The organism is Bradyrhizobium sp. (assembly GCF_047605465.1).
In the GTDB taxonomy this organism is placed as follows: Bacteria; Pseudomonadota; Alphaproteobacteria; order Rhizobiales; family Xanthobacteraceae; genus Bradyrhizobium.
Map to the genome: position 1 here is coordinate 1 of NZ_JASGFS010000087.1, position 22,400 is coordinate 22,400.

At 66.2% G+C, this 22,400-nt stretch carries 22 protein-coding genes and 1 pseudogene; 18 read left to right on the top strand and 5 right to left on the bottom strand.

The window, feature by feature from the left end:
* From QM712_RS33575 to hisC, 7 genes and pseudogenes are all read left to right on the top strand, one after another.
* Nucleotides 1-138, top strand: a pseudogene (locus QM712_RS33575) (DNA-directed RNA polymerase subunit alpha); the annotation flags it as partial.
* A 144-nt stretch (nt 139-282) separates the two neighbouring features.
* Nucleotides 283-699: a 50S ribosomal protein L17 gene (rplQ, locus tag QM712_RS33580; protein ID WP_415027450.1), complete on the top strand. Its 417-nt coding sequence runs from the start codon at nt 283-285 to the stop codon at nt 697-699.
* 119 nt (nt 700-818) lie between these two features.
* On the top strand, nt 819-1,652 hold the full coding sequence (locus tag QM712_RS33585) for a c-type cytochrome (RefSeq protein WP_415027451.1): 834 nt from the start codon (nt 819-821) through the stop codon (nt 1,650-1,652).
* 80 nt (nt 1,653-1,732) lie between these two features.
* On the top strand, nt 1,733-2,521 hold the full coding sequence (locus tag QM712_RS33590) for an SDR family NAD(P)-dependent oxidoreductase (protein ID WP_415027452.1): 789 nt from the start codon (nt 1,733-1,735) through the stop codon (nt 2,519-2,521).
* A 40-nt stretch (nt 2,522-2,561) separates the two neighbouring features.
* Nucleotides 2,562-2,858: a DUF1330 domain-containing protein gene (locus tag QM712_RS33595; RefSeq protein ID WP_415027453.1), complete on the top strand. Its 297-nt coding sequence runs from the start codon at nt 2,562-2,564 to the stop codon at nt 2,856-2,858.
* 57 nt (nt 2,859-2,915) lie between these two features.
* A complete protein-coding gene (locus QM712_RS33600; protein ID WP_415027454.1) occupies nt 2,916-4,250 on the top strand; it encodes a chloride channel protein in 1,335 nt (444 codons plus the stop codon).
* Nucleotides 4,251-4,344: 94 nt separating this feature from the next.
* The gene (gene hisC, locus QM712_RS33605; RefSeq protein WP_415027455.1) at nt 4,345-5,439 is read left to right on the top strand and encodes a histidinol-phosphate transaminase; all 1,095 of its coding nucleotides are present in this window, start codon (nt 4,345-4,347) and stop codon (nt 5,437-5,439) included.
* Nucleotides 5,440-5,451: 12 nt separating this feature from the next.
* Here hisC and QM712_RS33610 read toward each other — a convergent pair whose 3' ends face one another.
* Nucleotides 5,452-6,465 carry a zinc-binding alcohol dehydrogenase family protein gene (locus QM712_RS33610; protein ID WP_415027456.1) on the bottom strand — a complete coding sequence of 338 codons (1,014 nt, stop codon included), beginning with the start codon at nt 6,463-6,465 and terminating at the stop codon, nt 5,452-5,454.
* A 120-nt stretch (nt 6,466-6,585) separates the two neighbouring features.
* On the opposite strand from QM712_RS33610, the gene QM712_RS33615 reads away from it, so the two are divergent.
* Nucleotides 6,586-6,963: a winged helix-turn-helix transcriptional regulator gene (locus tag QM712_RS33615; RefSeq protein ID WP_415027457.1), complete on the top strand. Its 378-nt coding sequence runs from the start codon at nt 6,586-6,588 to the stop codon at nt 6,961-6,963.
* Nucleotides 6,964-6,997: 34 nt separating this feature from the next.
* On the opposite strand, the gene QM712_RS33620 is transcribed toward QM712_RS33615, so the two are convergent.
* Nucleotides 6,998-8,605: an OprO/OprP family phosphate-selective porin gene (locus QM712_RS33620; RefSeq protein WP_415027458.1), complete on the bottom strand. Its 1,608-nt coding sequence runs from the start codon at nt 8,603-8,605 to the stop codon at nt 6,998-7,000.
* A 314-nt stretch (nt 8,606-8,919) separates the two neighbouring features.
* Between QM712_RS33620 and QM712_RS33625 the strand changes: the two genes are divergently transcribed.
* From QM712_RS33625 to QM712_RS33665, 9 genes are all read left to right on the top strand, one after another.
* Nucleotides 8,920-10,326 carry a DegQ family serine endoprotease gene (locus QM712_RS33625; RefSeq protein WP_415027459.1) on the top strand — a complete coding sequence of 469 codons (1,407 nt, stop codon included), beginning with the start codon at nt 8,920-8,922 and terminating at the stop codon, nt 10,324-10,326.
* Nucleotides 10,323-11,660, top strand: a complete 1,338-nt coding sequence (locus QM712_RS33630; protein ID WP_415027460.1) for a replication-associated recombination protein A — start codon at nt 10,323-10,325, stop codon at nt 11,658-11,660. Before QM712_RS33625 ends, QM712_RS33630 begins: the two co-directional genes overlap by 4 nt.
* 52 nt (nt 11,661-11,712) lie before the next feature.
* Nucleotides 11,713-12,927: an RluA family pseudouridine synthase gene (locus QM712_RS33635; protein ID WP_415027461.1), complete on the top strand. Its 1,215-nt coding sequence runs from the start codon at nt 11,713-11,715 to the stop codon at nt 12,925-12,927.
* 313 nt (nt 12,928-13,240) lie between these two features.
* The gene (locus tag QM712_RS33640; protein WP_415027462.1) at nt 13,241-14,029 is read left to right on the top strand and encodes an ATP12 family chaperone protein; all 789 of its coding nucleotides are present in this window, start codon (nt 13,241-13,243) and stop codon (nt 14,027-14,029) included.
* A 57-nt stretch (nt 14,030-14,086) separates the two neighbouring features.
* A complete protein-coding gene (locus tag QM712_RS33645; protein ID WP_415027463.1) occupies nt 14,087-15,718 on the top strand; it encodes a flagellar hook-length control protein FliK in 1,632 nt (543 codons plus the stop codon).
* Nucleotides 15,715-15,978, top strand: a complete 264-nt coding sequence (locus tag QM712_RS33650; protein ID WP_415027464.1) for an EscU/YscU/HrcU family type III secretion system export apparatus switch protein — start codon at nt 15,715-15,717, stop codon at nt 15,976-15,978. Before QM712_RS33645 ends, QM712_RS33650 begins: the two co-directional genes overlap by 4 nt.
* A 68-nt stretch (nt 15,979-16,046) precedes the next feature.
* Nucleotides 16,047-16,865, top strand: coding sequence for a penicillin-binding transpeptidase domain-containing protein (locus QM712_RS33655; protein ID WP_415027471.1), 819 nt, complete (start codon nt 16,047-16,049; stop codon nt 16,863-16,865).
* A 76-nt stretch (nt 16,866-16,941) separates the two neighbouring features.
* Nucleotides 16,942-17,598 (top strand): carboxymuconolactone decarboxylase family protein, encoded by a 657-nt coding sequence (locus QM712_RS33660; protein ID WP_415027465.1) that lies wholly within the window; start codon nt 16,942-16,944, stop codon nt 17,596-17,598.
* Between the two features lie 15 nt (nt 17,599-17,613).
* Nucleotides 17,614-18,993, top strand: a complete 1,380-nt coding sequence (locus QM712_RS33665) for a serine hydrolase (protein WP_415027466.1) — start codon at nt 17,614-17,616, stop codon at nt 18,991-18,993.
* 7 nt (nt 18,994-19,000) lie between these two features.
* Here the strand turns inward: QM712_RS33665 and QM712_RS33670 are convergent, their stop codons facing one another.
* The 3 genes from QM712_RS33670 to QM712_RS33680 form a co-directional block, all read right to left on the bottom strand.
* On the bottom strand, nt 19,001-19,999 hold the full coding sequence (locus QM712_RS33670; RefSeq protein WP_415027467.1) for a dienelactone hydrolase family protein: 999 nt from the start codon (nt 19,997-19,999) through the stop codon (nt 19,001-19,003).
* A gap of 76 nt (nt 20,000-20,075) precedes the next feature.
* Nucleotides 20,076-20,669, bottom strand: a complete 594-nt coding sequence (locus QM712_RS33675) for a hypothetical protein (protein ID WP_415027468.1) — start codon at nt 20,667-20,669, stop codon at nt 20,076-20,078.
* A gap of 165 nt (nt 20,670-20,834) precedes the next feature.
* A complete protein-coding gene (locus tag QM712_RS33680) occupies nt 20,835-21,239 on the bottom strand; it encodes a DUF4260 domain-containing protein (protein ID WP_415027469.1) in 405 nt (134 codons plus the stop codon).
* 145 nt (nt 21,240-21,384) lie between these two features.
* Here QM712_RS33680 and QM712_RS33685 point away from each other — a divergent pair.
* Nucleotides 21,385-22,400: acyl-CoA carboxylase subunit beta (locus QM712_RS33685; RefSeq protein WP_415027470.1), on the top strand; the 1,016-nt coding region annotated here is incomplete at its 3' end.

The following is a 22,400-nucleotide window of genomic DNA, read 5'->3' on the forward strand; positions in this document are numbered from 1 at the left end:
CCGAACTTCGGCCGCAAGTCGCTGAACGAAATCAAGGAAGTGCTGGCCCAGATGGGTCTGCACCTCGGCATGGAAGTGCCGGGCTGGCCGCCGGAGAACATCGACGAGCTCGCCAAGCGCTTCGAGGACCACTACTGAGTTTGGCGAACGGGGAGTGTCGACCAGCGAACGACAATTCGCTGCTCGCCATTCGCCAGGCGCTATCCGGGCGAACGCAGGCAGCCCACCTGAGCAACATGTCCGACGGACCGTCGCGGCAGTTTTGAAGTAAGGATACGACACATGCGTCACGGCAAGGTTCATCGGAAGCTCAACCGCACGGCCGAACACCGCAGGGCGATGTTCGCCAACATGGCGGCCGCTCTGATCAAGCACGAGCAGATCGTCACCACGCTGCCGAAGGCCAAGGAGCTCCGCCCGATCGTCGAGAAGCTCGTCACCCTCGGCAAGAAGGGCGGGCTGTCCATGCGCCGCCAGGCGATCTCCGAGATGCGCGACAAGGACCAGGTCAAGAAGCTCTTCGACACGCTGGCGCCCCGCTACAAGGACCGTCAGGGCGGCTACACCCGCATCATCAAGGCGGGCTTCCGCTACGGCGACAACGCGCCGATGGCCGTGATCGAGTTCGTCGATCGCGACGTCGATGCCAAGGGCCAGGACTCCGGTCCGGTGCAGGAAAAGGAAGCCGACGCGGCGTAAGCCGGCCGGTACTGAATTCGAGAAAGCGGCGCCCCTGGGCGCCGCTTTTTTGCATGGCGCGGCGATGTCTCACGCCGCGCACGATCGTCTTGGTGAACGCGAATCCGGCCGGGGGCTCGATGCGGATTGTGTTTGGGGTCGTGCTGACGTTGCTGATGTCGCCGGTCGCCGGCGAGACGCTGGTCGAGCGCGGCGCCTATCTCGCCAACAGCGTGATGGTCTGCCACAACTGCCACACGCCGCGCGGCCCGCAGGGCCTCGATCTGTCGCGCGCGCTCTCGGGCGGACAGACCTTCGACGAGCCGGCCTTCAAGGTCACGGGCTCAAACATCACACCGGACAAGGACACCGGCATCGGCAACTGGAGCGATGCCGCGCTCAAGCGGTTCCTCGTCAGCGGGATCAAGCCGGACGGGACCGAGGCCGCTGCGATCATGCCGACCGCGTTCTACACGGTGCTCACCGCGCGCGATCTCGATGCGCTCGTGGCCTACCTCCGTTCAGTGCCGCCGGTGCGTCACGACGTGCCGGCGCCCGAATACCGGATCGCGCTGAAGCCGGAGACGCCGACCTATGCCGGCAAGCAGGCGAGCGAGCAGGAGCTGACCGACAGGCTCGCGCGCGGCCGCTACCTCCTGACCATCTCGCATTGCCTGGAATGTCACACCCCGGAAGGCCCATCCGTCGTGCACGATTTCGCCGGCGCGAGCGGCAAGGGCGGCCGCACCTTCAGCGGGCCCTGGGGCCAGTCCGTCTCCCCCAACATCACGTCGGATCCTGCTTCGGGCCTCGGCCAGTGGAGCGATGACGAGATCAAGCGCGCGATCACGCAAGGCGTCGCCCGCGACGGACGCAAGCTCAAGCCGCCGATGGCTTACGCCGCCTACGCCACCATGACGCCGCAGGACCTCGACGCCATCGTCGCCTTTGTCCGGACATTGCCGCCGCAGTGAGTCCTCACGCGTCGGTGAGGGACGATTGAAGCTGCGCGTGCAGCGCACGATATTTCCATCTGCATCAATGGAGATGACGCATGAAGATCGACCTTTCCGGAAAGACTGCCCTTGTGACCGGCTCCACTGCCGGTATCGGCCATGCCATCGCGAAAGGGCTCGCGGGTTCGGGCGCGAGCGTCGTGATCAACGGGCGCGGTCAGGACAAGGTCGATGCGGCCGTCCGCAAGCTCGAAGGCAGCGGGGCCAAGGTGCGCGGCATCGCCGCCGACGTCTCGACCGCCGCGGGCTGCAAGGCGCTCGTCTCCGCACTGCCCGACGTCGACATCCTCATCAACAATGCCGGAATCTTCGAGCCAAAGGATTTCTTCGACATTCCCGACGAGGACTGGAGCCGCCTCTTCGAGGTCAACGTGCTGAGCGGGGTGCGGCTCTCGCGCGCCTATCTCAAGGGCATGCTCAAGCGCAATTGGGGCCGCGTCGTCTTCATCTCCTCGGAATCCGCGCTCAACATCCCCGTCGAGATGATCCATTACGGCATGAGCAAGACGGCGCAGCTCTCGGTCGCACGTGGCCTCGCGCAGCTCACTCGCGGCACCGGCGTCACCGTCAATTCCGTGCTGCCGGGGCCGACCATGTCGGAAGGCGTCGAGACCTTCGTGAAGGATCTCGCCAAGCAGAACGGCCAGTCGGTCGACGAAGCCGCGGCCAATTTCGTCAAGCAGCACCGGCCGAGTTCGTTGATCCAGCGCTTCGCCAGCGTCGACGAGATCGCCAACATGGTGGTCTATGTTGCCTCGAAGGAAGCGTCGGCGACCAATGGTGCGGCCCTGCGGGCCGAGGGCGGCATCGTCAACACCATTGCCTAAGGCAGCCTCCGGAGAGGTGCTCAACACGAAAGGTCCGCGCATGCCGGCCTATGTGATCTCGGAGGTCGAGGTGCGCGACGCCGGCGCGATGGAAGGCTATCGCGCGCTCGCATCCGAGACGATCGCGCAATATGGCGGCCGCTATCTCGCCCGCGGCGGGGCGGTCGAGCTGGTGGAGGGCGGCCCGCCGCCCAGGACCGTCATCATCGTGGAGTTTCCGTCGCTGGCCCGGGCGCGGGAATGGTACGGTTCGGCCGAATATGCCGCCGCGCTCGAATTGCGCCAGACGGCACTGGAGCGGCGGCTGCTGTTCGTGGAGGGAGCGGTTCCAGCCTAGCTGGTCTGCCGGCTCGCCTCTTCAATTCGCGGCGTGACCGGATAGAACATCGGCTTCATGCCCTGGCCCCTGTCGACCCGTCACCAACGTCTGTTCAGACTGACATCCGCGCGATGGCAGCGGCGGGCGATCTTCCTGCTCGGCGGCATCGGGGTCGGCGCCGCGGCGGTGGCCCTGGCGCAGCTCGCCGATCTCGCCCAACACGCCTTCGCGCTGCTGCTGGCCAGGTCGCGCTATGCCGTGCTGGCGGTGACGCCGCTGGGCTTCATGCTGTCGGCCTATCTGACGATCCGGCTGTTCCCCAACGCGCAGGGCAGCGGCATTCCGCAGGCGATCGCCGCGCGGCATCTGACCGGCCAGGCGGCGCGCGAGAGCCTGGTTTCGATCCGTATCGCGATCGGAAAGGTGATCCTCACCTTGTTCGGCCTCCTGTGTGGCGCCTCGGTGGGGCGGGAAGGGCCCACCGTTCAGGTCGGCGCCTCCATCATGTTCGCGCTCGGCCGATTCTCGCCGCGCCGCCAGCCCGGATTGATCCTGGCCGGCGCCGCCGCCGGCGTGGCGGCCGCCTTCAACACGCCGCTGGCGGGGATCGTGTTCGGCATCGAGGAGATGAGCCGTGCATTCGAGACCCGGACGTCGAGCCTGATCATCGCCGCCGTCATCGCGGCCGGCCTGACCTCGCTCGCATTGGCCGGCAATTACGCATATTTCGGCAGCAGCGCGATGTCGCTTGCGCGTGGTGCCGACTGGCTGGCCGTTCCGCTCTGCGGCGTGGCGGGCGGGCTGGCAGGCGGCCTGTTCAGCCGCGTCGTCATCGCGATGGCGCGCGGCTTCGGCAATCCGCTGGGACGCGCGATCAAGGAGCATCCGCTCTGGTTCGCATTCGCGTGCGGGCTGGCCGTTGCGATCTGCGGTCTCGCCTCCGGCGACATGGTCTACGGCACGGGCTACGAGCAGGTGAAGACGGCGCTCGAGCACGGCTCGCCGCTGCCTCCCGACTTCGGAATCCTCAAGCTGCTCGCCACGACCTTTGCCGCGATCAGCGGCATACCCGGAGGCATTTTCGCGCCGTCGCTCGCCGTCGGCGCAGGCATCGGCAGCAACATCGCCTCGCTGTTTCACGATGTGCCGCTCGGCGCGATCATGCTGCTCGGCATGGTCTCCTATTTTGCAGGCGTCGTGCAGGCGCCGATCACCGCCTTCGTGATCGTCACCGAAATGACTGACAATCACGGCATGGTCGTGCCGTTGATGGCCGCCGCGCTGATCGCGCATGCGACCTCGCGTGTGATTTGCGAGGAGGGCATCTATCACGCCCTCGCCAAAGGCTTCGTCGAACGTCAGGCCGCGGCGCATGCAACACCTCAGCCATCGCTGCCTCCATCGCCCTGATGGATGGTGGGAACGGATCGGCCCGTGGGAACCGGCGCTGCGTGCGGGCGAGCGTCGTGGTAAGGCTGCGGGATCGCGAGTGAGGATTTGAGACATGAGCCGCTTCTGGAGCGACCTGACGCATGGACTGAAGCCTTATGTGCCGGGCGAACAGCCCCGCATCGCGGATCTGGTCAAGCTCAACACGAACGAAAATCCGCTCGGACCGTCCCCGCGCGCGATGGCGGCGATCTGCAACGAGGCGAACGATGCGCTGCGCCTGTACCCTGACCCGCAGGCGACCGCGTTGCGGGCCGCGTTGGCGAGCTACCACGAGGTGCGCCCCGAGCAGGTGTTCGTCGGCAATGGCTCCGACGAAGTGCTGGCGCACGCGTTTGCCGCGCTGCTGAAGCACGACGCGCCGTTGCTCTTCCCCGATATCACCTACAGTTTCTACCCTGTCTATTGCCGCCTGTTCGGGATCGCCTACGAGACGGTGCCGCTGGATCAGGCGATGCAAATCCGCGTTGCCGATTATCGGCGGCCGGCCGGCGCGGTGATCATTCCGAACCCGAACGCCCCGACGGGGATCGCGCTGTCACGGGCCGAGGTCGCAACGCTGCTCGAGGATCATGCGGACGCTCCGGTGGTGATCGACGAGGCCTATGTCGATTTCGGCGCCGAAACCGCGATCCCGCTGGTTGCGTCGCACCGCAATCTCCTGGTCGTCCAGACCATGTCGAAGTCCCGCGCGCTCGCCGGGCTGCGCGTCGGCTACGCGATCGGCGATGCCGACCTGATCGAGGCGCTCACCCGCGTCAAGGACAGCTTCAACTCCTATCCGCTCGGCCGGCCTGCCCAGGCCGGCGCGATCGCTTCGCTGGAAGATGAAGCCTATTTTCAGCAGGGACGGACCCGCGTGATCGAAGGTCGCGAGCGGCTCGATCGCGGCTTGAAGCGGCTCGGCTTCGACGTGCTGCCGTCCGCGGCCAACTTCGTCTTCGCGCGACATCCGGCGCATGAGGGCGCGGTGCTGGCGAGCGCTCTCCGTGAGCGGGCCGTGATCGTTCGTCACTTTTCGACGCCGCGCATTTCGGACTATCTGCGGATCACCGTCGGCACGGACGAGCAGATCGACAGGTTGTTGCTTGCCCTGTCGGAGATCCTGGGGAAGGCGGCGGCGGACGGCACGGGCCCCCACCGCCGCTAGGATCGGCGCTTCCTACCAACCCTCCAGCACGATCTTGCCGCGCGACTTGCCGCTTTCGAGCAGCGCATGCGCGCGCTTGAGATTGGCGGCGTTGATCGTGCCGAAGGTCTGATCGAGCGTGGTGCGCAGCACGCCCTTGTCAATGAGGTCGGCTACGTCGTTGAGCAGATGATGCTGTGCGATCATGTCCGGCGTCTGGAACGAGGACCGCGTGAACATCGATTCCCAGTGTACCGAGATCGCCTTGCCCTTGAACACGCTCATGGTGAATTCCGGGGGATCGTCGATCAGGCCGAAGCGGCCCTGCGGCGCCATGAGGTCCGCAATCGCCTTGTAGTGCTGATCGGTGAAAGTGAGGCTCGCCACCAGTGCGACCGGCGGCAGCTTCAGCTTCTCGATCTGCTCCTTCATCGGCTTGCCGTGGTCGATCACCGCGTGAGCGCCGAGATCGAGACACCATTTCTGCGATTCCGGTCGCGTCGCGGTCGCGAGCACCGTCAGCCCGGTCAGGCGCCGCGCGAGCTGGATCAGGATCGAGCCGACGCCGCCGGCTCCGCCCGTGATCAGCAGCGTGCGCGGATCGATGCTCTTGCCGGGCACCGCACCGAGGCGATCGAACAACAACTCCCATGCAGTGATCGAGGTGAGGGGCAGGGCGGCGGCCTGCGCGAACGACAGGCTCTTCGGCTTGTTGCCGACGATGCGTTCGTCGACGAGGTGGAATTCGGAGTTGGTGCCCTGGCGCAGGATCGAGCCCGCGTAGAACACCTCGTCGCCGGGTTTGAACAGCGTGACCTCGGGGCCGACCGCGTCGACCACGCCGGCCGCGTCATAGCCGAGGATCTTGGTTTCCCCTTCCGGCGGGGCGGCGCGTTTGCGAACCTTGTAATCGACCGGATTGGCCGAAATCGCCTTCACCGCGACGCGAATGTCCCGCGCCTTGGGCTCGGGCTTCGCAGCCTCGAAATCGATCAGGGCCTGCGCTTCCTCGATCGGGAGCGATGTCTTGTAGCCGACGGCCTTCATGCCTTGGGTCTCCATCAGATGGCGTGATACCTGCCCCTACCTGTCGCTCTGGCTCCCATTTGGCAAGTACTGTAAATTGGGGGATATAGTCCCTGTTTGGATACTATTGGGGAAATACGCATGAAGCGCCGCAATTTCGCCCGTCGTCCCGGCTGCTCGGTCGAAGCGACGCTCGACCTGATCGATGGCAAGTGGAAGGGCGTGATCCTGTACCACCTCCAGAGCGGCACCCAGCGCTTCGGTGAACTGCGCCGCCTGATGCCGGGCATCACCCAACGCATGCTGACCAAGCAGCTTCGCGCGCTGGAGGAAGACAAGCTCATCATCCGCAAGGTCTATGCGGAGGTGCCGCCGCGCGTCGAGTACTGCCTGTCCGAACTCGGCGAGAGCCTGCGGCCGGTGATTGACATTCTCAAGGCCTGGGGTGAGAGCCATCAGGAGCGGTTGTCCTGCGCCCCGGCTCCCGTCGAGGTGAAGAAGCCGAAGCGCGCGGCATAGATTGCACGGCATCGGTGCCGCATTCGCGCACGAGCTAGAACGCGAACTGCGTGCGCATCGCGACGGCGTCGAACTTTGAGCCGACATCGGCGGTCGAGATCGGCGAGGCCTGCTTCGATACCGTGCCATGCAGATAGTCGAGCATGAAACGGACGTTGCCGTTGACGTACCAGTTGAGCGCCAGCGTGTAGACGGTCTGCCGTCCGCCGGCGATGCCGTTGGCGCTCGCGAGCTGGTTGTTCAGGTCGATCGTCGAGAACCGCCCGGCGATCTCCCACGCGCCCCAGCCGCCGCCGTCGAGCGAGAATGGATGCGCGGGCTTGACGCCGTTATAGGCCGCGTTAGCGGCGTTATAGGTGCGGCTCTCACCGGTCAGCACGTAGCCGGCCTGCGCATAGCCGCCCTGGAATTTCAGGCTGGGCGCGCCGACCAGCGGCACGCTTGTGTTCGCCGTGCGATCGACATTGTACCAGAAGTATTCGCCTTGCAGGATGAGTGGTCCGTAAGTGGCTGCCGCTTCGACGCTGTAGACCTGCGCGCCCGAGACATTGGCGATCGCGCCGGTGGACACCAGCGTCGTCGGATCCAGACGCAGCTCCGGACGATCGCTGAGCGTGACCGTCTGCGTGTTGGCGACGAGATTGCGCGGCGGCTGGATCAGCCATTGCGCGTCGGCGCCGATATGCACGGTGTAGTCCTTGCCGCTGATCGGATTGCCTGCGACGCGCGCCACAGCACCATATTGCTCGCTGGCGCCTGTCGTGGCCGATGCGGAGTGGACGGCGCCGGTCGATGGTCCCGTGACATAGCCGCCGATCCAGAGTGCGTCGTTGTACCAGCGCGTGCCGGCCGCCGAGCGGAAGTCGCCGGCGGCGATGTTGGTAGCGATGATACCCGGCGAGGCCCGCTCCATGAACATGATGTCGTTGGAACTGGTGGCTTCGTCGAGCGTGTAGGGCAGGTCCATGACGCCGCCCTCGATCGCCATCCGGCCGCCGAACGGCTTCAGGCCGGTGTAGCTGAGATAGGCATTCTCGAGGCCCGAGACGCCGCCGCCCGGCAGCGACCCGGTGGCTGCGCCGCCAAATCCGTCCGACGACCCGCCGAAATCGTAGACCAGCGCGAAATTCCAGTCGTTGAAGAACTTGCCGGCAAGGCCGATCCGCGCGCGGCGGACATTCTCGCCGCTGTCGAGCTTCTGCGGCACGGTCGCTGCCGTGTCGGGACGAAAATCGTAACCGCCGACGTCCCAGTGCAAGCGGCCGGTGATGGCGATGCAATTTGCAAGGTCGGCCGTGCAGATGGTCGGCCGGTTGTTCGGCATCGTCACCACGGCGCCGGAGACCGGCGCGGGGCTCTTGAGCGGCATTGTCGCATTGGCGTTGGCGACAACGGCCTTCGCCTCCGAGTGCGCCTCGGCCTTTGCCTCCGCCTTGGCCTCGGCCTTCGCGCCGGCTGCGGCGGCGGTGTTGGCCGCGGTCTGCTTCTGAAGCTTGTCGAGCTTCTGCTCGAGCATCTTCAATTGCTGCTTCAGGAGCGCGATCTCCTGATCGCTGTTGCTTGACGACTGTGCCTGGGCCTGGGAGGCCGCGAGCGCACCGGCGAGCCCAATCGCCGTGGCCGCAATTCTTGTCCTGCTCACGTCATCACTCCATCGGTTGGACGAACTCTCCCCACGTCGCGAGGCAAGCTTCCGAGAATGATCGACGACCGCCCGCGACGGCGCGCCGCGGCTGCCGGGTTCCCCTGACGGAAATTCGCGACAACCGAATCGGCCGGCTCCCAGAATGCTGGATGACGCATGTCATGCCAATCGGGAGCTTCGTGCAGGATCGTCGCAATGCGCGCGGGGATTGCAAGGCCGGCCAGCCGAAACGGGCCGAATATTGCCGTCCGGCGCCCTTCTATTGGCCGGCGAACGCGCCTATATTCCGGCGTCTTTTCCGAGAGGTAGGAATGTTTCGATCGATCCGTGCCGTCGTCATCACCGCATTGTGCATAGCATTTTCGGCCAGTCTCGAACCGGCCTCGGCGCAGGACCGCCGCGTCCCGTCCTCGCAGGCGGAGCTGCGCCTGTCCTATGCGCCGATCGTGCAGCGCGTGCAGCCGGCGGTCGTCAACGTCTATGCGGCCAAGGTGGTACAGAACCGCAATCCGCTGCTCGATGATCCGATCTTCCGCCGCTTCTTCGGCGTCCCCGGCCAGCAGCCCGAGCAGATGCAGCGCTCGCTCGGCTCCGGCGTCATCGTCGATGCATCCGGTCTCGTCGTCACCAACGTTCACGTCATCGAGGGGGCCGATCAGGTCAAGGTGTCGCTGTCGGACAAGCGCGAGTTCGAGGCCGACATCGTCCTGAAGGATCCCCGCAGCGATCTCGCCGTGCTGCGCCTGAAGGACACCAAGGAAAAGTTTCCGACTCTCGATTTCACCAACTCCGACGAGTTGATGGTCGGCGACGTCGTCCTCGCGATCGGCAATCCCTTCGGCGTCGGCCAGACCGTGACGCACGGCATCATCTCGGCGTTGGCGCGCACGCAGGTCGGCATCACCGACTACCAGTTCTTCATCCAGACCGACGCGGCTATCAACCCCGGCAATTCCGGCGGCGCGCTGGTCGACATCAACGGCAAGCTCGCCGGCATCAACACGGCGATCTATTCGCGCTCCGGCGGGTCGCAGGGCATCGGCTTCGCGATTCCCGCCAACATGGTGCGCGTCGTCGTCGCCTCCGCCAAGAGCGGCGGCAAGGCGGTGAAGCGGCCGTGGCTCGGCGCGCGGCTCCAGGCGGTGACGCCTGACATCGCCGAAAGCCTCGGCCTGCGTCTGCCTTCCGGCGCGCTGGTCGCGAGCGTGGTCCCGAACGGACCGGCGGCCAAGGCCGGCCTGAAATCCTCCGACCTGATCGTCGCGATCGACGGGCAGACCGTCGATGATCCCAACGCCTTCGACTATCGCTTCGCCACGCGTCCGCTCGGCGGCACGGCGCAGATCGACGTGCAGCGCAGCGGCAAGCCGGTCAAGTTGACGGTGGCGCTGGAGACCGCGCCCGACACCGGCCGCGACGAGATCGTCGTGACCGGGCGCTCGCCGTTCCAGGGCGCGAAGGTGTCGAGCATCACGCCGGCGGTCGCGGACGAGCTGCATCTCGATGCCGACACCGAGGGTGTCGTGATCACCGATATCGGCAACGACACCACGGCTGCCAGCGTCGGCTTCCAGAAGGGTGACATCATCCTCGCGGTGAACAACCAGAAGATCGGCAAGACCGGCGACCTGGAAAAGGCGGCGGCCGAGCGTCAGCGGCTCTGGCGCATCGTGCTGGTGCGCGGCGGCCAACAGATCAACGTCACGCTGGGCGGATGAGCTCGAAAAGACCACTGGAGACGCCAACTCTCTTTGCCGCGGCGGGGCTCGATCACGATGCCCCGCGTCCGTTGCCGGATCGCCTGCGTCCGCGCGCGCTGTCCGAGGTCGTGGGCCAGGACCACATTCTCGGGCCCGATGGTGCGCTGACGCGCATGCTGGAGACGCGCACGCTCGGTTCGCTGGTGTTCTGGGGGCCTCCCGGCACCGGCAAGACCACCGTGGCGCGGCTGCTCGCTGATGCGACCGACTTGCATTTCGAACAGATCTCGGCGGTGTTCTCCGGCGTCGCCGACCTGAAGAAGGCCTTCGACGCCGCACGTGCCCGCCGCGAGATGGGCAAGGGCACGCTGCTGTTCGTCGACGAGGTGCACCGCTTCAACCGCGCGCAGCAGGATTCGTTTCTGCCCGTGATGGAGGACGGCACCGTGGTGATGGTCGGCGCCACCACCGAGAACCCATCCTTCGAGCTCAACGCGGCGTTGCTCTCGCGCGCCCGCGTGCTGGTGTTCCAGTCGCTCGATGCGGCGGCGATCGAGAAGCTGTTCGCGCATGCCGAAGAGGTCGAGGACCGGAAACTGCCGCTCGATGCCGAGGCGCGCGCGGTGCTGGTGCGCATGGCCGACGGTGACGGCCGGGCGTCCCTGACGCTCGCCGAGGAAGTCTGGCGCGCCGCACGCAAGGACGAGGTTTTCGACGCCGCGCAGTTGCAGGAGATCCTGCAGCGCCGCGCGCCGATCTACGACAAGTCGGCCGACGGCCATTACAACCTGATCTCGGCGCTGCATAAATCTGTGCGCGGCTCCGATCCCGATGCCGCGCTCTATTATCTGGCGCGCATGCTGGATGCCGGCGAGGATCCGCTGTTCCTCGCGCGCCGGGTGGTGCGCATGGCGGTGGAAGATATCGGGCTTGCCGATCCGCAGGCGCTCGTCATCGCCAATGCGGCGAAGGACGCCTTCGATTTCCTCGGGCATCCCGAGGGCGAACTCGCCATCGCGCAGGCGGTCGTCTATCTGGCCACCGCGCCGAAATCGAACGCTGTCTACAAGGCCTTCGGCGCGGCGATGCAGGCTGCGAAGCAGGGCGGCTCGCTGCTGCCGCCGAAGCACATCCTCAATTCCCCGACCAAGCTGATGAAGTCGGAGGGCTATGGCGCAGCCTACGAATACGACCACGATGCCCCCGACGCCTTCTCCGGCCAGGACTATTTCCCGGAAGCCCTCGGCCGGCAGACGTTCTACGACCCGCCCGAGCGCGGCTTCGAACGCGAGATCAGGAAGCGGCTGGACTATTGGGCGAAGCTGCGCAAGGAGCGCGGCGGTTCGCGCTAGAAGCGGCCATTTCGCCGTGACGGCAGGCCACTTTTAGGCTAGGCAGTCAATCATGAGCCGCCGCATCAAGAGAATGAACCCAAAGCCCCGTTCGCGTGACGAGCGCAAGGAAGCACGTCCGTTCAAGGCGCGCAGCGCGCCGAAGGCGGGGCCGCGCCCAGACGGCAAGCCGGGCGCGAAGCCGCCTCGCAATGCCGGCGAACGCACCGAGCGGCGTACGGCCGAACCGGCTCCGGCCAAGTTCGTCGAGGCCAAGCCCGTCGAGGCGCTGCTGCCGACCAAGGTGCAGACCGTCACCGTGACGGCCGACGAGAACAACATGCGCGTCGACCGCTTCCTGGAGGCGCGTTTTCCCGGCCTGTCGTTCTCCCACATCCAGCGCGTCGTCCGCAAAGGCGAGCTGCGCGTCGACGGCAAGCGTGTCGACAGCAAGGATCGGCTGGAAGAAGGCCAGAGCGTCCGGATTCCCCCGCTGAAGCTCGATGCGCCGAAGGTGCCCGGCGCGCTCTCGGAAGCCGCGCAGAAGACGCTCGCGGCGCTGAAGGAGATGACGATCTACGAGGACGACGATGTTCTCGTGCTCAACAAGCCCGCCGGCCTTGCCGTGCAGGGCGGCTCGGGCATGACGCGGCATGTCGACCAGATGCTCGAGGTGATGCGCGATGCCAAGGGGCAGAAACCCCGTCTCGTGCACCGCATCGACAGGGAGACGTCGGGCTGCCTGCTGATCGCCAAGACGCGTTTCGCCGCCTCGCATTTGACCGGCGCGTTTCGCTCGCGCTCGGCGCGGAAAGTCTATTGGGCGCTGGTGCCGGGTCTGCCCAAGCCGAAACAGGGCCGTATCTCGACCTTCCTGGCCAAGGAGGAGAGCGAGGACGATACGATCATGCGCATCGCCCAGCATGGCGATGAGGGCGCAAGTCACGCGGTGACCTATTATGCGGTGGTCGAGACCGCCGGCAACAAGTTGACCTGGGTGTCGCTGAAGCCGGTGACGGGCCGCACCCACCAGCTTCGCGCCCACATGGAGCACATCGGCCATCCCATCGTCGGCGATCCCAAATATTTCAATATCGAGAACTGGCAGCTGCCGGGCGGCCTGCAGAACCGGCTGCATCTGCTGGCGCGCCGCATCGTGATTCCGCATCCGCGCGGTGGCGTGATCGATGCCACGGCGCCGCTGCCGCCGCACATGCAGCAGTCCTGGAACCTGCTCGGTCTGGATGCGTCCAGATTCGATCCGATCGAGAACGCCCCGGAGGAGTAGCGCTCAATCCATCGCGGCATCCGAGCCTCGTGATTGCGAGCGCCTCCATTGCGAGGAGCCGCTCGGTCCCGCCTTCGGGCGCGAATGACAGACACCGCGACGATGCTTTCGGAAGCCCGTTGCAGGTGCATTTGCGGATGGCTTCGCTGCGCTCGCAACGACGACGGGAAGCCGCGTGGGCTGCTTCCTGGAGTTGGGCAAGCGCCGAACCGCGTGCCGATGCCGGCAAGTTCCCTCATGCCGCCGCTCGCTTTATCAAGTGGCGGTCTTATTTTAAAAGCTTGGCATTCAGGGCCGGGACCGGAAACTCGAGATGCGCGAATTGTTCGACGAAGCGGCGGGCCAGGCCCCGCGTGATCCGCAGGAAGCGGCCCGTCAGGCCGCGCGCGTGCCGCTGCGCAAGCGCTTCTACAAGGAGGCCGGCGTGGCCGAGGCCGACGGAGGTTTCGCCATCACGCTGGACGGCAAGCCGATCCGCACGCCTTCCGGCCGCCAGGTGGTGATCCCCACGCGCCCGCTGGCCGATGCGGTCGCGTTGGAATGGGCGGCCCAGGGCGAGACGATCGACCCCGTGACCATGCCGCTGACGCGTCTGGCCAACAGCGTGGTCGAGGGCGTCGTCGACCGCGTCGACCTCGTCACCGACGATCTGGCGAAGTACTTCCAGTCCGATCTGCTGTTCTACAGGGCAGGCCATCCGGAGGCGCTGGTGGCGCGCGAGGCCGCGCATTGGGATCCCGTGCTGTTCTGGGCCGCGGAGACGCTGGGGGCGCATTTCATCCTGTCCGAAGGCATCATGCACGTGAAGCAGCCCGACGAAGCGGTCCAGGCCGCGCGCGCGGCGCTGCCGGCCGATCCCTGGTCGGTCGCCGCGCTTCACGTGGTCACGACCCTGACCGGCTCGGCGCTGCTGGCGCTGGCGCTGGCGCACGGGGTGCGTGACCCCGATCAGGTCTGGGCGGCGGCCTATGTCGATGAGGACTGGAACGCCGATCAATGGGGAGTGGACGAGGAGGCGGCCTCCCGCCGCGTCACCCGGCTAAGGGATTTTCAGGCCGCCGTGGCGGTTCTTGCCGCGATGAAGCCGGCCAAAGGTCCTTAACGAGAGGTTTACGAGGACGGCCTTAGGGTGGGGGCGCATTTTCCGGGCCCCTCGCTCATGCCGACGCCGATTAGCTCGATCGTTCCCGTCAGTGCCGTCAGCCCCGTGGCTGACGCGGCGACGCCCGAGCTTGTCCTGCAGGCCGGCAGTGTCGTCGATGCCAGGGTGGTCAGTGTGCTCGCCGATAATCTGGTGCGCATCGCGATCGCCAATCTGTCCCTCGATGTGATGTCCGAGGTGGCGCTGTCGCCGGGGCAGAATCTCCAGCTCGCGGTGTCGCAGAATGACGGCACCACCCGCCTCGCGGTCGTCAGCGGGGCAGGCGTAGCCACCGGCGATCAGATCACGCTAACGCCGGCTGCTGCTTCGCTCGTGGACAGCCCGTCGCTGGTGCCGGCAGCGGCCACGGCGCGCAATCCCCTGACGCCTGCGGAGCAGGTCGCCGTCAGCGCGGCGTCCTCGGAGGCCGTGACGAAACAGAACAGCCAGGCGCCATTGTTCGCCAACCTTGCCGCCGTCGTCACCGGCAGCGACCTGCCGGCGGGACTGAAGCAGGCGGTGCTCGGCGTGCTCGCACAGCAGACGCCGCTGGACGCGGGGCTCGACGGTGCCGATGTCCAATCCGCCTTCCAGAAATCCGGATTGTTTCTCGAGGCCTCGCTGGCCACCGGCGCGACGACGTCGTCGCCGCCCGGCACGGTGCCCGACCTGAAGGCGGCGCTGCTCGTGCTGCGTCAGACGCTGGCGGTGACGTCGAATGCGCTCGAAACCGGCGCAGCGCCGGTCTTGCCGCAAGGCGCCGCCATTCCCGCCAGCACCGTATCCACGCCGCAGGCTGCGGCTTCGGCGGCACAGGTCGCGGACGTGGCCGCGCAAGGGCCGACCTCCGGTGCGGGAACGAGCCCTTCGCCGCAAGGCGCGCCTCTCGCCGCGGCCGTGCTGGCCGACATGGCGGCCGACGTTTCGCAAGCGGCGCTCCCAAGGACGATGACCGCCGGCCTTGCCGCGAGCCTGCTGCAGGAGGTCACGCAGAACCTGCCGCGCCTGACGGGCAACGTGCCGGGCTCCAACAAGGCCGTGCCGGACGGTCATGTCTTCGAGGCGGCCGCACGCGCGACCACGCCGCCGCCGTTCCGCGGGGCTCTGCCGTCGCCTCAGTCCATCGCCTCGCCATCGCTCGCACCGGACACGCCGCTGGCGCAGACCGTGCATCGCCTGCTCGATGACACCGATGCCGCGATCGCGCGGCAGACCTTGCTCCAGGTCGCTTCGCTGCCCGATCGCGCCGATGCCGGTGGGCACCGCGTCGATCCGACCGTGCCGCAATGGAATTTCGAGATTCCGTTCGCGACCCGGCATGGCACCGCGATGGCGCAGTTCGAGATCGCGCGTGATGGCGGCGGCGACGCGGCCGATCCGGCCAAACGCGCCTGGCGCGCGCGTTTCTCGCTCAATGTCGAGCCGGCCGGACCCGTGCACGCGTTGATCACGCTCAACGGCGACAAGACCCTCGTGCGGATGTGGGCGGAGCGGCCGACCACCGCGCAGCAATTGCGGGCCGGGATCGGCGATCTCAGCCAGGCGCTGACCAGGGCCGAGCTCAAGCCCGGTGAGATCGTCGTCCGCGACGGCGTTCCGCCGCAGCCCGCGCCGCCACGCGCCGGGCATTTTCTGGATCGCGCCACATGAGCGACGAATCCAGGCTCGCGATTGCGCTGCACTACGAGAAGGGCAGCGGCGCCCCGGTGGTGGTCGCCAAGGGCAAGGGCACGATCGGCGCGAAGATCGTCGAGATCGCCAAGGCTCACGATATTCCGATCGAGGAGAACGAGGTGCTGGCCGGCGCGCTCTCCAAGGTCGAACTCGGCGAGGAAATCCCGCCGGACCTCTACAAGGCCGTCGCCGAGGTGCTGGTGTTCGTGCTGCGGCTGTCCGGCCGGGTCCGCTAGCCGTCATCGTTTCAACAGATATCGGCTGCATGATCGCGGCCATGTTCACCGTTCAACGGACGCCGTTCGTGCTGACCCGCCGTTCCACACTCGCTTTTCTCGCCGCGGCCGCCACCGTGCCGTCGCGCGCGCTTGCCCATGTCGCGCCGCCGCGCAACGAGATCCGCGAGAGCCTCGCCAAGCGCTTCACCGACCTCGGCACGGCCGGGACCTTCGTCGGCTACAAGGTCGACGATTACCTGATCGTCGCCAGCGACAGCGAACGCTCGGGCGAGGGCAAGCTGCCGGCCTCGACCTTCAAGATCCCGAACTCGCTGATTGCGCTGGAGACCGGCGTCGTCGCCGATCCCGACAAGGACGTGTTTCCCTGGGATGGCGTGAAGCGGCCGATCGAGGCCTGGAACACGGACCACACGCTACGAAGCGCGATCGCGGTAAGCGCCGTGCCGGTCTATCAGGAGATCGCCCGCCGCATCGGCCAGGAGCGGATGCAGAAATACGTCGATCTGCTCGACTACGGCAATCGCGACATCGGCGGCGGCATCGACCAGTTCTGGCTCACCGGCGCCTTGCGCATCGATCCGATCGAGCAGATCGATTTCGTCGACCGGCTGCGTCGCCGCGCGCTGCCGATCTCGAAGCGCAGCCAGGATCTGGTCGCCGACATCCTGCCGGTGACCAAGGTCGGCGATAGTGTCATCCGGGCCAAGTCAGGCCTCCTCGGCGCCGAGCGCGGCGACCCGTCGCTCGGCTGGATGGTCGGCTGGGCCGAGAAGGGTAGCGCGCAGACCGTGTTCGCGCTCAACATAGATTGCCGCGAGCCGCGCCACATCGAAGCCCGCATGACGCTGACGCAAGCCTGTCTCGCGGATATCGGTGCGATCTAGCTCCGCCGCGCTGGCGCGCGCGAACCCGCTCGACTAGCATCGCCCGGCCAAACAAGAAGAAGGTCGGGAGGAATCGATGAATTCAACGCCACTCTGGCTGTCGTCGCTCGCGCTTGCCGCGGCCGGCGGCTGGCTCGCCGCCACCATGCTCTCGGGACCCGCCATCAGCAGGGAGCCGCGCTTTCCGCAGCTCACCATGGATCAGCTCGATGCGAAGCAGAAGCCGCTCGGCGAGCAGATCATGAAGGTGTCGAGCGTCGGGATCGGCGGCCCCTACAATCCGATGATCCGCAGCCCCGTGCTCGGCCAGCGCCTGTTCGACCTGTTCTACTATCTGCGCTGGGAAACCTCGGTTCCGACCAAGCTCAACGAATTCGCGATCATCATCATCGGGCGGCAATGGCGCTCGCAGGTGGAATGGTTCGCCCACGCTCCGCTGGCGGCGAAGGCCGGCCTCTCGCCCGACATCATCGCCGAGCTGAAGGCCAACAAGCGTCCGTCGAGCATGGCCGAGGACGAAGCGGTGGTCTATGATTTCGTGACCGAGCTCACCACCACCAGGAAGGTTTCGGACGAAACCTATGCGCGGGCCAGGAAGGTCTTCAACGACCAGCAGATCGTCGACCTCACGGCGGTGGCCGGCAATTACGTGATGGTCGCGATGTTGCTCGCCATGGCCGCGGAGACGGTGCCGCCGGACAAGCAGGAGCCGTTCAAGCCCGGCGAGCCGTAGAAACAGGAGAGGCGCATGCCGGATCGCCGGGACGTTCTGCTTGGAAGCGCGGCGCTGCTTCTCGCGTCCGGGCAATCGCATGCGCAATCCTCGCCCGAGGCCGACCTTGCCAACGTTCTCAAGGAGCGGGTCGAGACCGGCCAGGAGACGATGGGACTCGTCGCCGGTCGGATCACCGGCGGCCGCCGTGTCGTCGCCGCCTTCGGACTCTCCGGCGCGGCGAACGACCGTCCGCTCGATGCCGATACGGTCTTCGAGATCGGCTCGATCACGAAAGTCTTCACCGCGTTGCTGCTCGCCGACATGGTCGTGCGCGGCGAAGTGGCGCTCGATGACCCCGTCGCGAAATTCCTGCCGGACGGTGTCGTCGTGCCCGAATTCCAGGGCGTCCCCATCACCTTGCTCGATCTCGCGACCTACACCGCCGGCCTGCCGCGCATGCCGGATAATTTTGCGCCGAAAGACCCTGCCAATCCCTATGTCGATTATGGCGCGGATCGACTCTATGGCTTCCTGGCGCACCACAAGCTCGCGCATGAGCCCGGCAAATTCTACGAATATGCCAATCTCGGTTTCGGGCTGCTCGGCCACATCCTTTCTCTCAAGGCCGGCAAGAGCTACGAGGAGCTCGTGTTGTCGCGCATCTGTGTGCCGCTCGGCATGGACGACACCCGCATCACTCTGTCGGCCTCGATGCGCGACCGGCTCGCGCAGGGACACGACGTGCTGCTCAAGCCGGTCGCGAACTGGGATTTCGACGCGCTGGCCGGCGCCGGCGCGCTGCGTTCGACCGCGAACGACCTGTTCAAGTTCATCGAGGCCTATCAGGGAACGCGCGACACGCCGCTGGCCGCGGCCATGAAGATGACGCTGTCGGTGCGTCGCCCGCGGCTGGCGCAACGCGACGTGGCGCTCGGCTGGTTCACCAGCTCGCGGTTCGACGACGAGGTCATCTGGAAGGATGGCGGCACCGGCGGCTACGCCACCTTCGTCGGATATTCGACCAGGACGGGAGAGGGGTCCATCCTGCTGTCCAATGCCGCCGACTACGCTGCCAATACGGCGCTCGGCGTGAATCTGGTCAATAAGGCCTATCCGTTGCCCAAGCTGCGCCACGTGGTGCCGGTCGATCCCGCCGTCCTTGCGGCCTATGCCGGCCGCTATGCGATTTCTCCTGCATTTGCCTTGACCGTGCGGGCCGACGGCGCCCGACTATTCGTGCAGGCGACCAACCAGGGCGAGTTCGAGGTATTCGCCGAGAGCGAAACGGATTTCTTCTACCGCGTCGTCGATGCCCAGATCACCTTTGGGCGGCCGGAGAGCGGCGGTGCCTCACCCGAATTGACGTTGCACCAGAACGGCAAGAATTTGCGGGGCATTCGGTCGCCGCAATGACATGTGGCTATCCGAGCTTGAACAGCGCCTGCAGGAACTCCTCCACGGCCTTGCGTGACTCGGCCGCGGTCGCGGGATTGCCGCCGACATGCGGATTGAGCTCGATACAGGTGTCCTTGTAGGTGAAGGGCGCCTGCGTATCGGCGTTCATCAACACTCCGCCATCGCCTTCCCTGATATGGCAATTGCGCGCGGTCTGCGCGTTGGCGGAGACCGCGACAGTATTGACGCCGAGCAGGCCGCTGTCGAAGCCATGCGCGCTGTCGGGATATTCGGTCAGCACGACATCGCGCCCGGCGGCCTTGAGCCGTTCGACGAAAGCCTTGCAGCTCTTCACAGGATTGTAGTCGTCCGGGGTGCCGTGGAAGATACGGATCGGACGCGCCCCCACGTCCGTGTCGCCGTGATACGTCGTCGAGCAGTCCGGATAGAAGGGAATGTAGGCCGCGAATTGGATGCCGGACTTGTTCCAGAGCTTGTTGAAGCGATCGAGGCTCGCATAGAGCGTGGCTTGCCCGCCGCGCGAGAAGCCCATCAGCACGATCCGATCGGGATCGACGCGAGGATGCTTCGCCAAGATTTCCAGCGAGCGGTAGGTGTCGATGATCAAATTGAGCCGGCCGAGCAGGGCCTGATTGGGGCCCACCACCGTCAGCCCGCGGCCGGTGAAGCCATCGATCACGAAGGTTGAGATGCCCATGGCGTTGAATGCATGCACCCAGGCGTCGGTGGTCGAGCCGACGCCGCTCGAACCGTGCATCAGCACCACGACGGGCAGTTTTCCGGTGCCCTGTGCGACCCGGAATTCCCCCGCGACCGTCACCGGCTTGCCGGCCGCAGTGTCGCCGCTGAGGAATTGCTGGTCGGAGAGGGTGAGCGAGGGGATCGGGAAGATTTCGGTCCGGGCAGGCGCTTCCTTGGGAAGGGATTGCGCCTGGGCGCCGGCCAGCAGGGCTGAAGCGCAGAGCGCCATGAGCGTCGCAGCGACGCGGGATGCCTTCGGCATCGGATTCTCCCTCGTGATTTTTGCCGAGTAGAACAACGCGCCCGCGCGCTGTCAATTCAGCGCGCCCTGCGCCGGCTCAGGCGGTATCGGACTTCTTCGCCGCCAGCGCCTGGTCGATGGCGAAGCCTCCGATCTCGCTCATGGCCTCCGAGATCACGTCGCCGCGTCTTGCAAAGCCGCCGGTGAGGGAAGCGAATTGGGCGCGCGCCAACCGCAATGTCTCGACCGGCACGGAGACCATGGTCTCGTTGAAGCTGTCGACGGAAGCCCGCAGCGTTTCGAGCTCACTGGTCAGCTTGCCGATATGGCTTTCGGCGTCCTGCATCAAATGGAGCAGCTTGCTGCGCTCGGCGTCGAATGCGGCCCGCTCGGCCGCGGCTGCCATGATCATGTCGGCGAGTTGGGTCCGCAGCGCGTCGACCTGCTGGACCATGGCATCGGAGGAGAACTCGGCCGCCTCACGCAGCTCGACATTGCGCTTGTTCTCTTCCTGCTGCTGGTGGAACAGCCGTTCGGCCGACTTCGCCCGCTGCGCCAGCGTTTCGATCAGCACGGCCGCGCGCAGCAGCACGTCGCCGTTTCGCCCGGATACCATGCTCGCCATCCGCCGCAGGAAGTCGAGCGTCTCGGACGCGTTGTTCGGTGGCAGGGGAACGACTGACGCGGGCATTGGCGTGATGCTCGGGTGGGGCTCGCAGCCCGGGCGTGATGACCACCGCCGTACCGACTGGGCTCACGCAACATTCGGCGCCTGATCGCAAGCCCAAGCCAAGCCCGAATCGGCCGGCCCGGTCAATCGAAAGACCACGCTTCGCCTGCCGCCAAAGCGCGCAGGTCAGGAGTTCTTCTGCCGTCCGATCCGTCCGAGATGGGTGAAGCCGAAGCCCGCGGAATATTTCAGGCCGTAGCCGAGCGCCCGGTCGACGCCGATATGGGCCAGCCAGATCAGGGCGATGGAGAGAGTGAGAGGCGAGGCGAAGCCGAACCCGAGCGTCATCAGCGTCACCGGCGCCATGTAGCTGTGGGCGGCGTTGTAGGCCAGCGCGCCGAACCTTGCGTCCGACAGGTAGGCCAGAAAGCTGAGATCGGGTGCGAGGAAGAGCAGCAGGTAGACCGTCCAGGAGCCGCCCCAGGCGGCATACAGCGCCGTCATGCCCAGAAACAGGAACAGCCCCTCCAGGCGGAGCAGGATTCTGACGCCGCCGGTCACCGTGCCGGTCTCGGCCGCACCTTCGTCCATCGTCGCCTCCCCAGGCAAAACCTTGTAATCCTTCACGGTTTCAGCCTGGGCAGGGCAGCCCTGCGAGGCCGAAAGCCGCTTTCCGGTTCGCAAAATGCCGTGTTAGAACGCGCATCACTTAAGGCTTAAGAACTGGCGGGAGCAAATGAAACATATCCTGGACGCCCTTGAAGAACGTCGCGCCGGCGCAAAGCTCGGCGGCGGGGAGAAGCGCATCGACGCGCAGCACGCCCGCGGCAAGCTGACCGCACGCGAACGGATCGAGCTTCTGCTCGACAAGGGATCGTTCGAGGAGTTCGACATGTTCGTCGAGCACCGCTCCACCGAGTTCGGCATGGAGAAGAACAAGGTCCCCGGCGACGGCGTCGTCACGGGCTGGGGCACCGTCAACGGCCGCAAGACCTTCGTCTTCGCCAAGGATTTCACCGTGTTCGGCGGCTCGCTCTCCGAGACCCACGCGCTGAAGATCACGAAGCTCCAGGACATGGCGATGAAGGCGCGGGCGCCCATCATCGGCCTCTATGACGCGGGCGGCGCCCGCATCCAGGAAGGCGTCGCCGCGCTCGCCGGCTATTCCTATGTGTTCCGCCGCAACGTGCTCGCCTCGGGCGTGATCCCGCAGATTTCCGTCATCATGGGCCCCTGTGCCGGCGGCGACGTCTATTCGCCGGCGATGACCGACTTCATCTTCATGGTCCGCGACACCTCCTACATGTTCGTCACCGGACCGGACGTCGTGAAGACCGTCACCAACGAAGTGGTGACCGCGGAACAGCTCGGCGGCGCGTCGATCCACACGACCAAATCCTCGATCGCCGATGGCGCCTATGACAACGACGTCGAGGCCCTGCTGCAGATGCGCCGGCTGATCGACTACCTGCCTCAGTCGAACACGTCCGAGATCCCCGAAATCGAGTGCTACCAGTCGGTCACGGATTCCGACCTGTCGCTCGACCGGCTGGTTCCGGACAACGCCAACAAGCCCTACGACATCAAGGAACTGATCCTGAAGACCGCCGACGAAGGCGAGTTCTTCGAGATCCAGGCCTCCTTCGCTAGGAACATCGTCACCGGCTTCGGCCGCGTCGACGGCCGCACCGTCGGTTTCGTCGCCAACCAGCCGATGGTGCTCGCCGGCGTGCTCGACAGCGACGCCTCGCG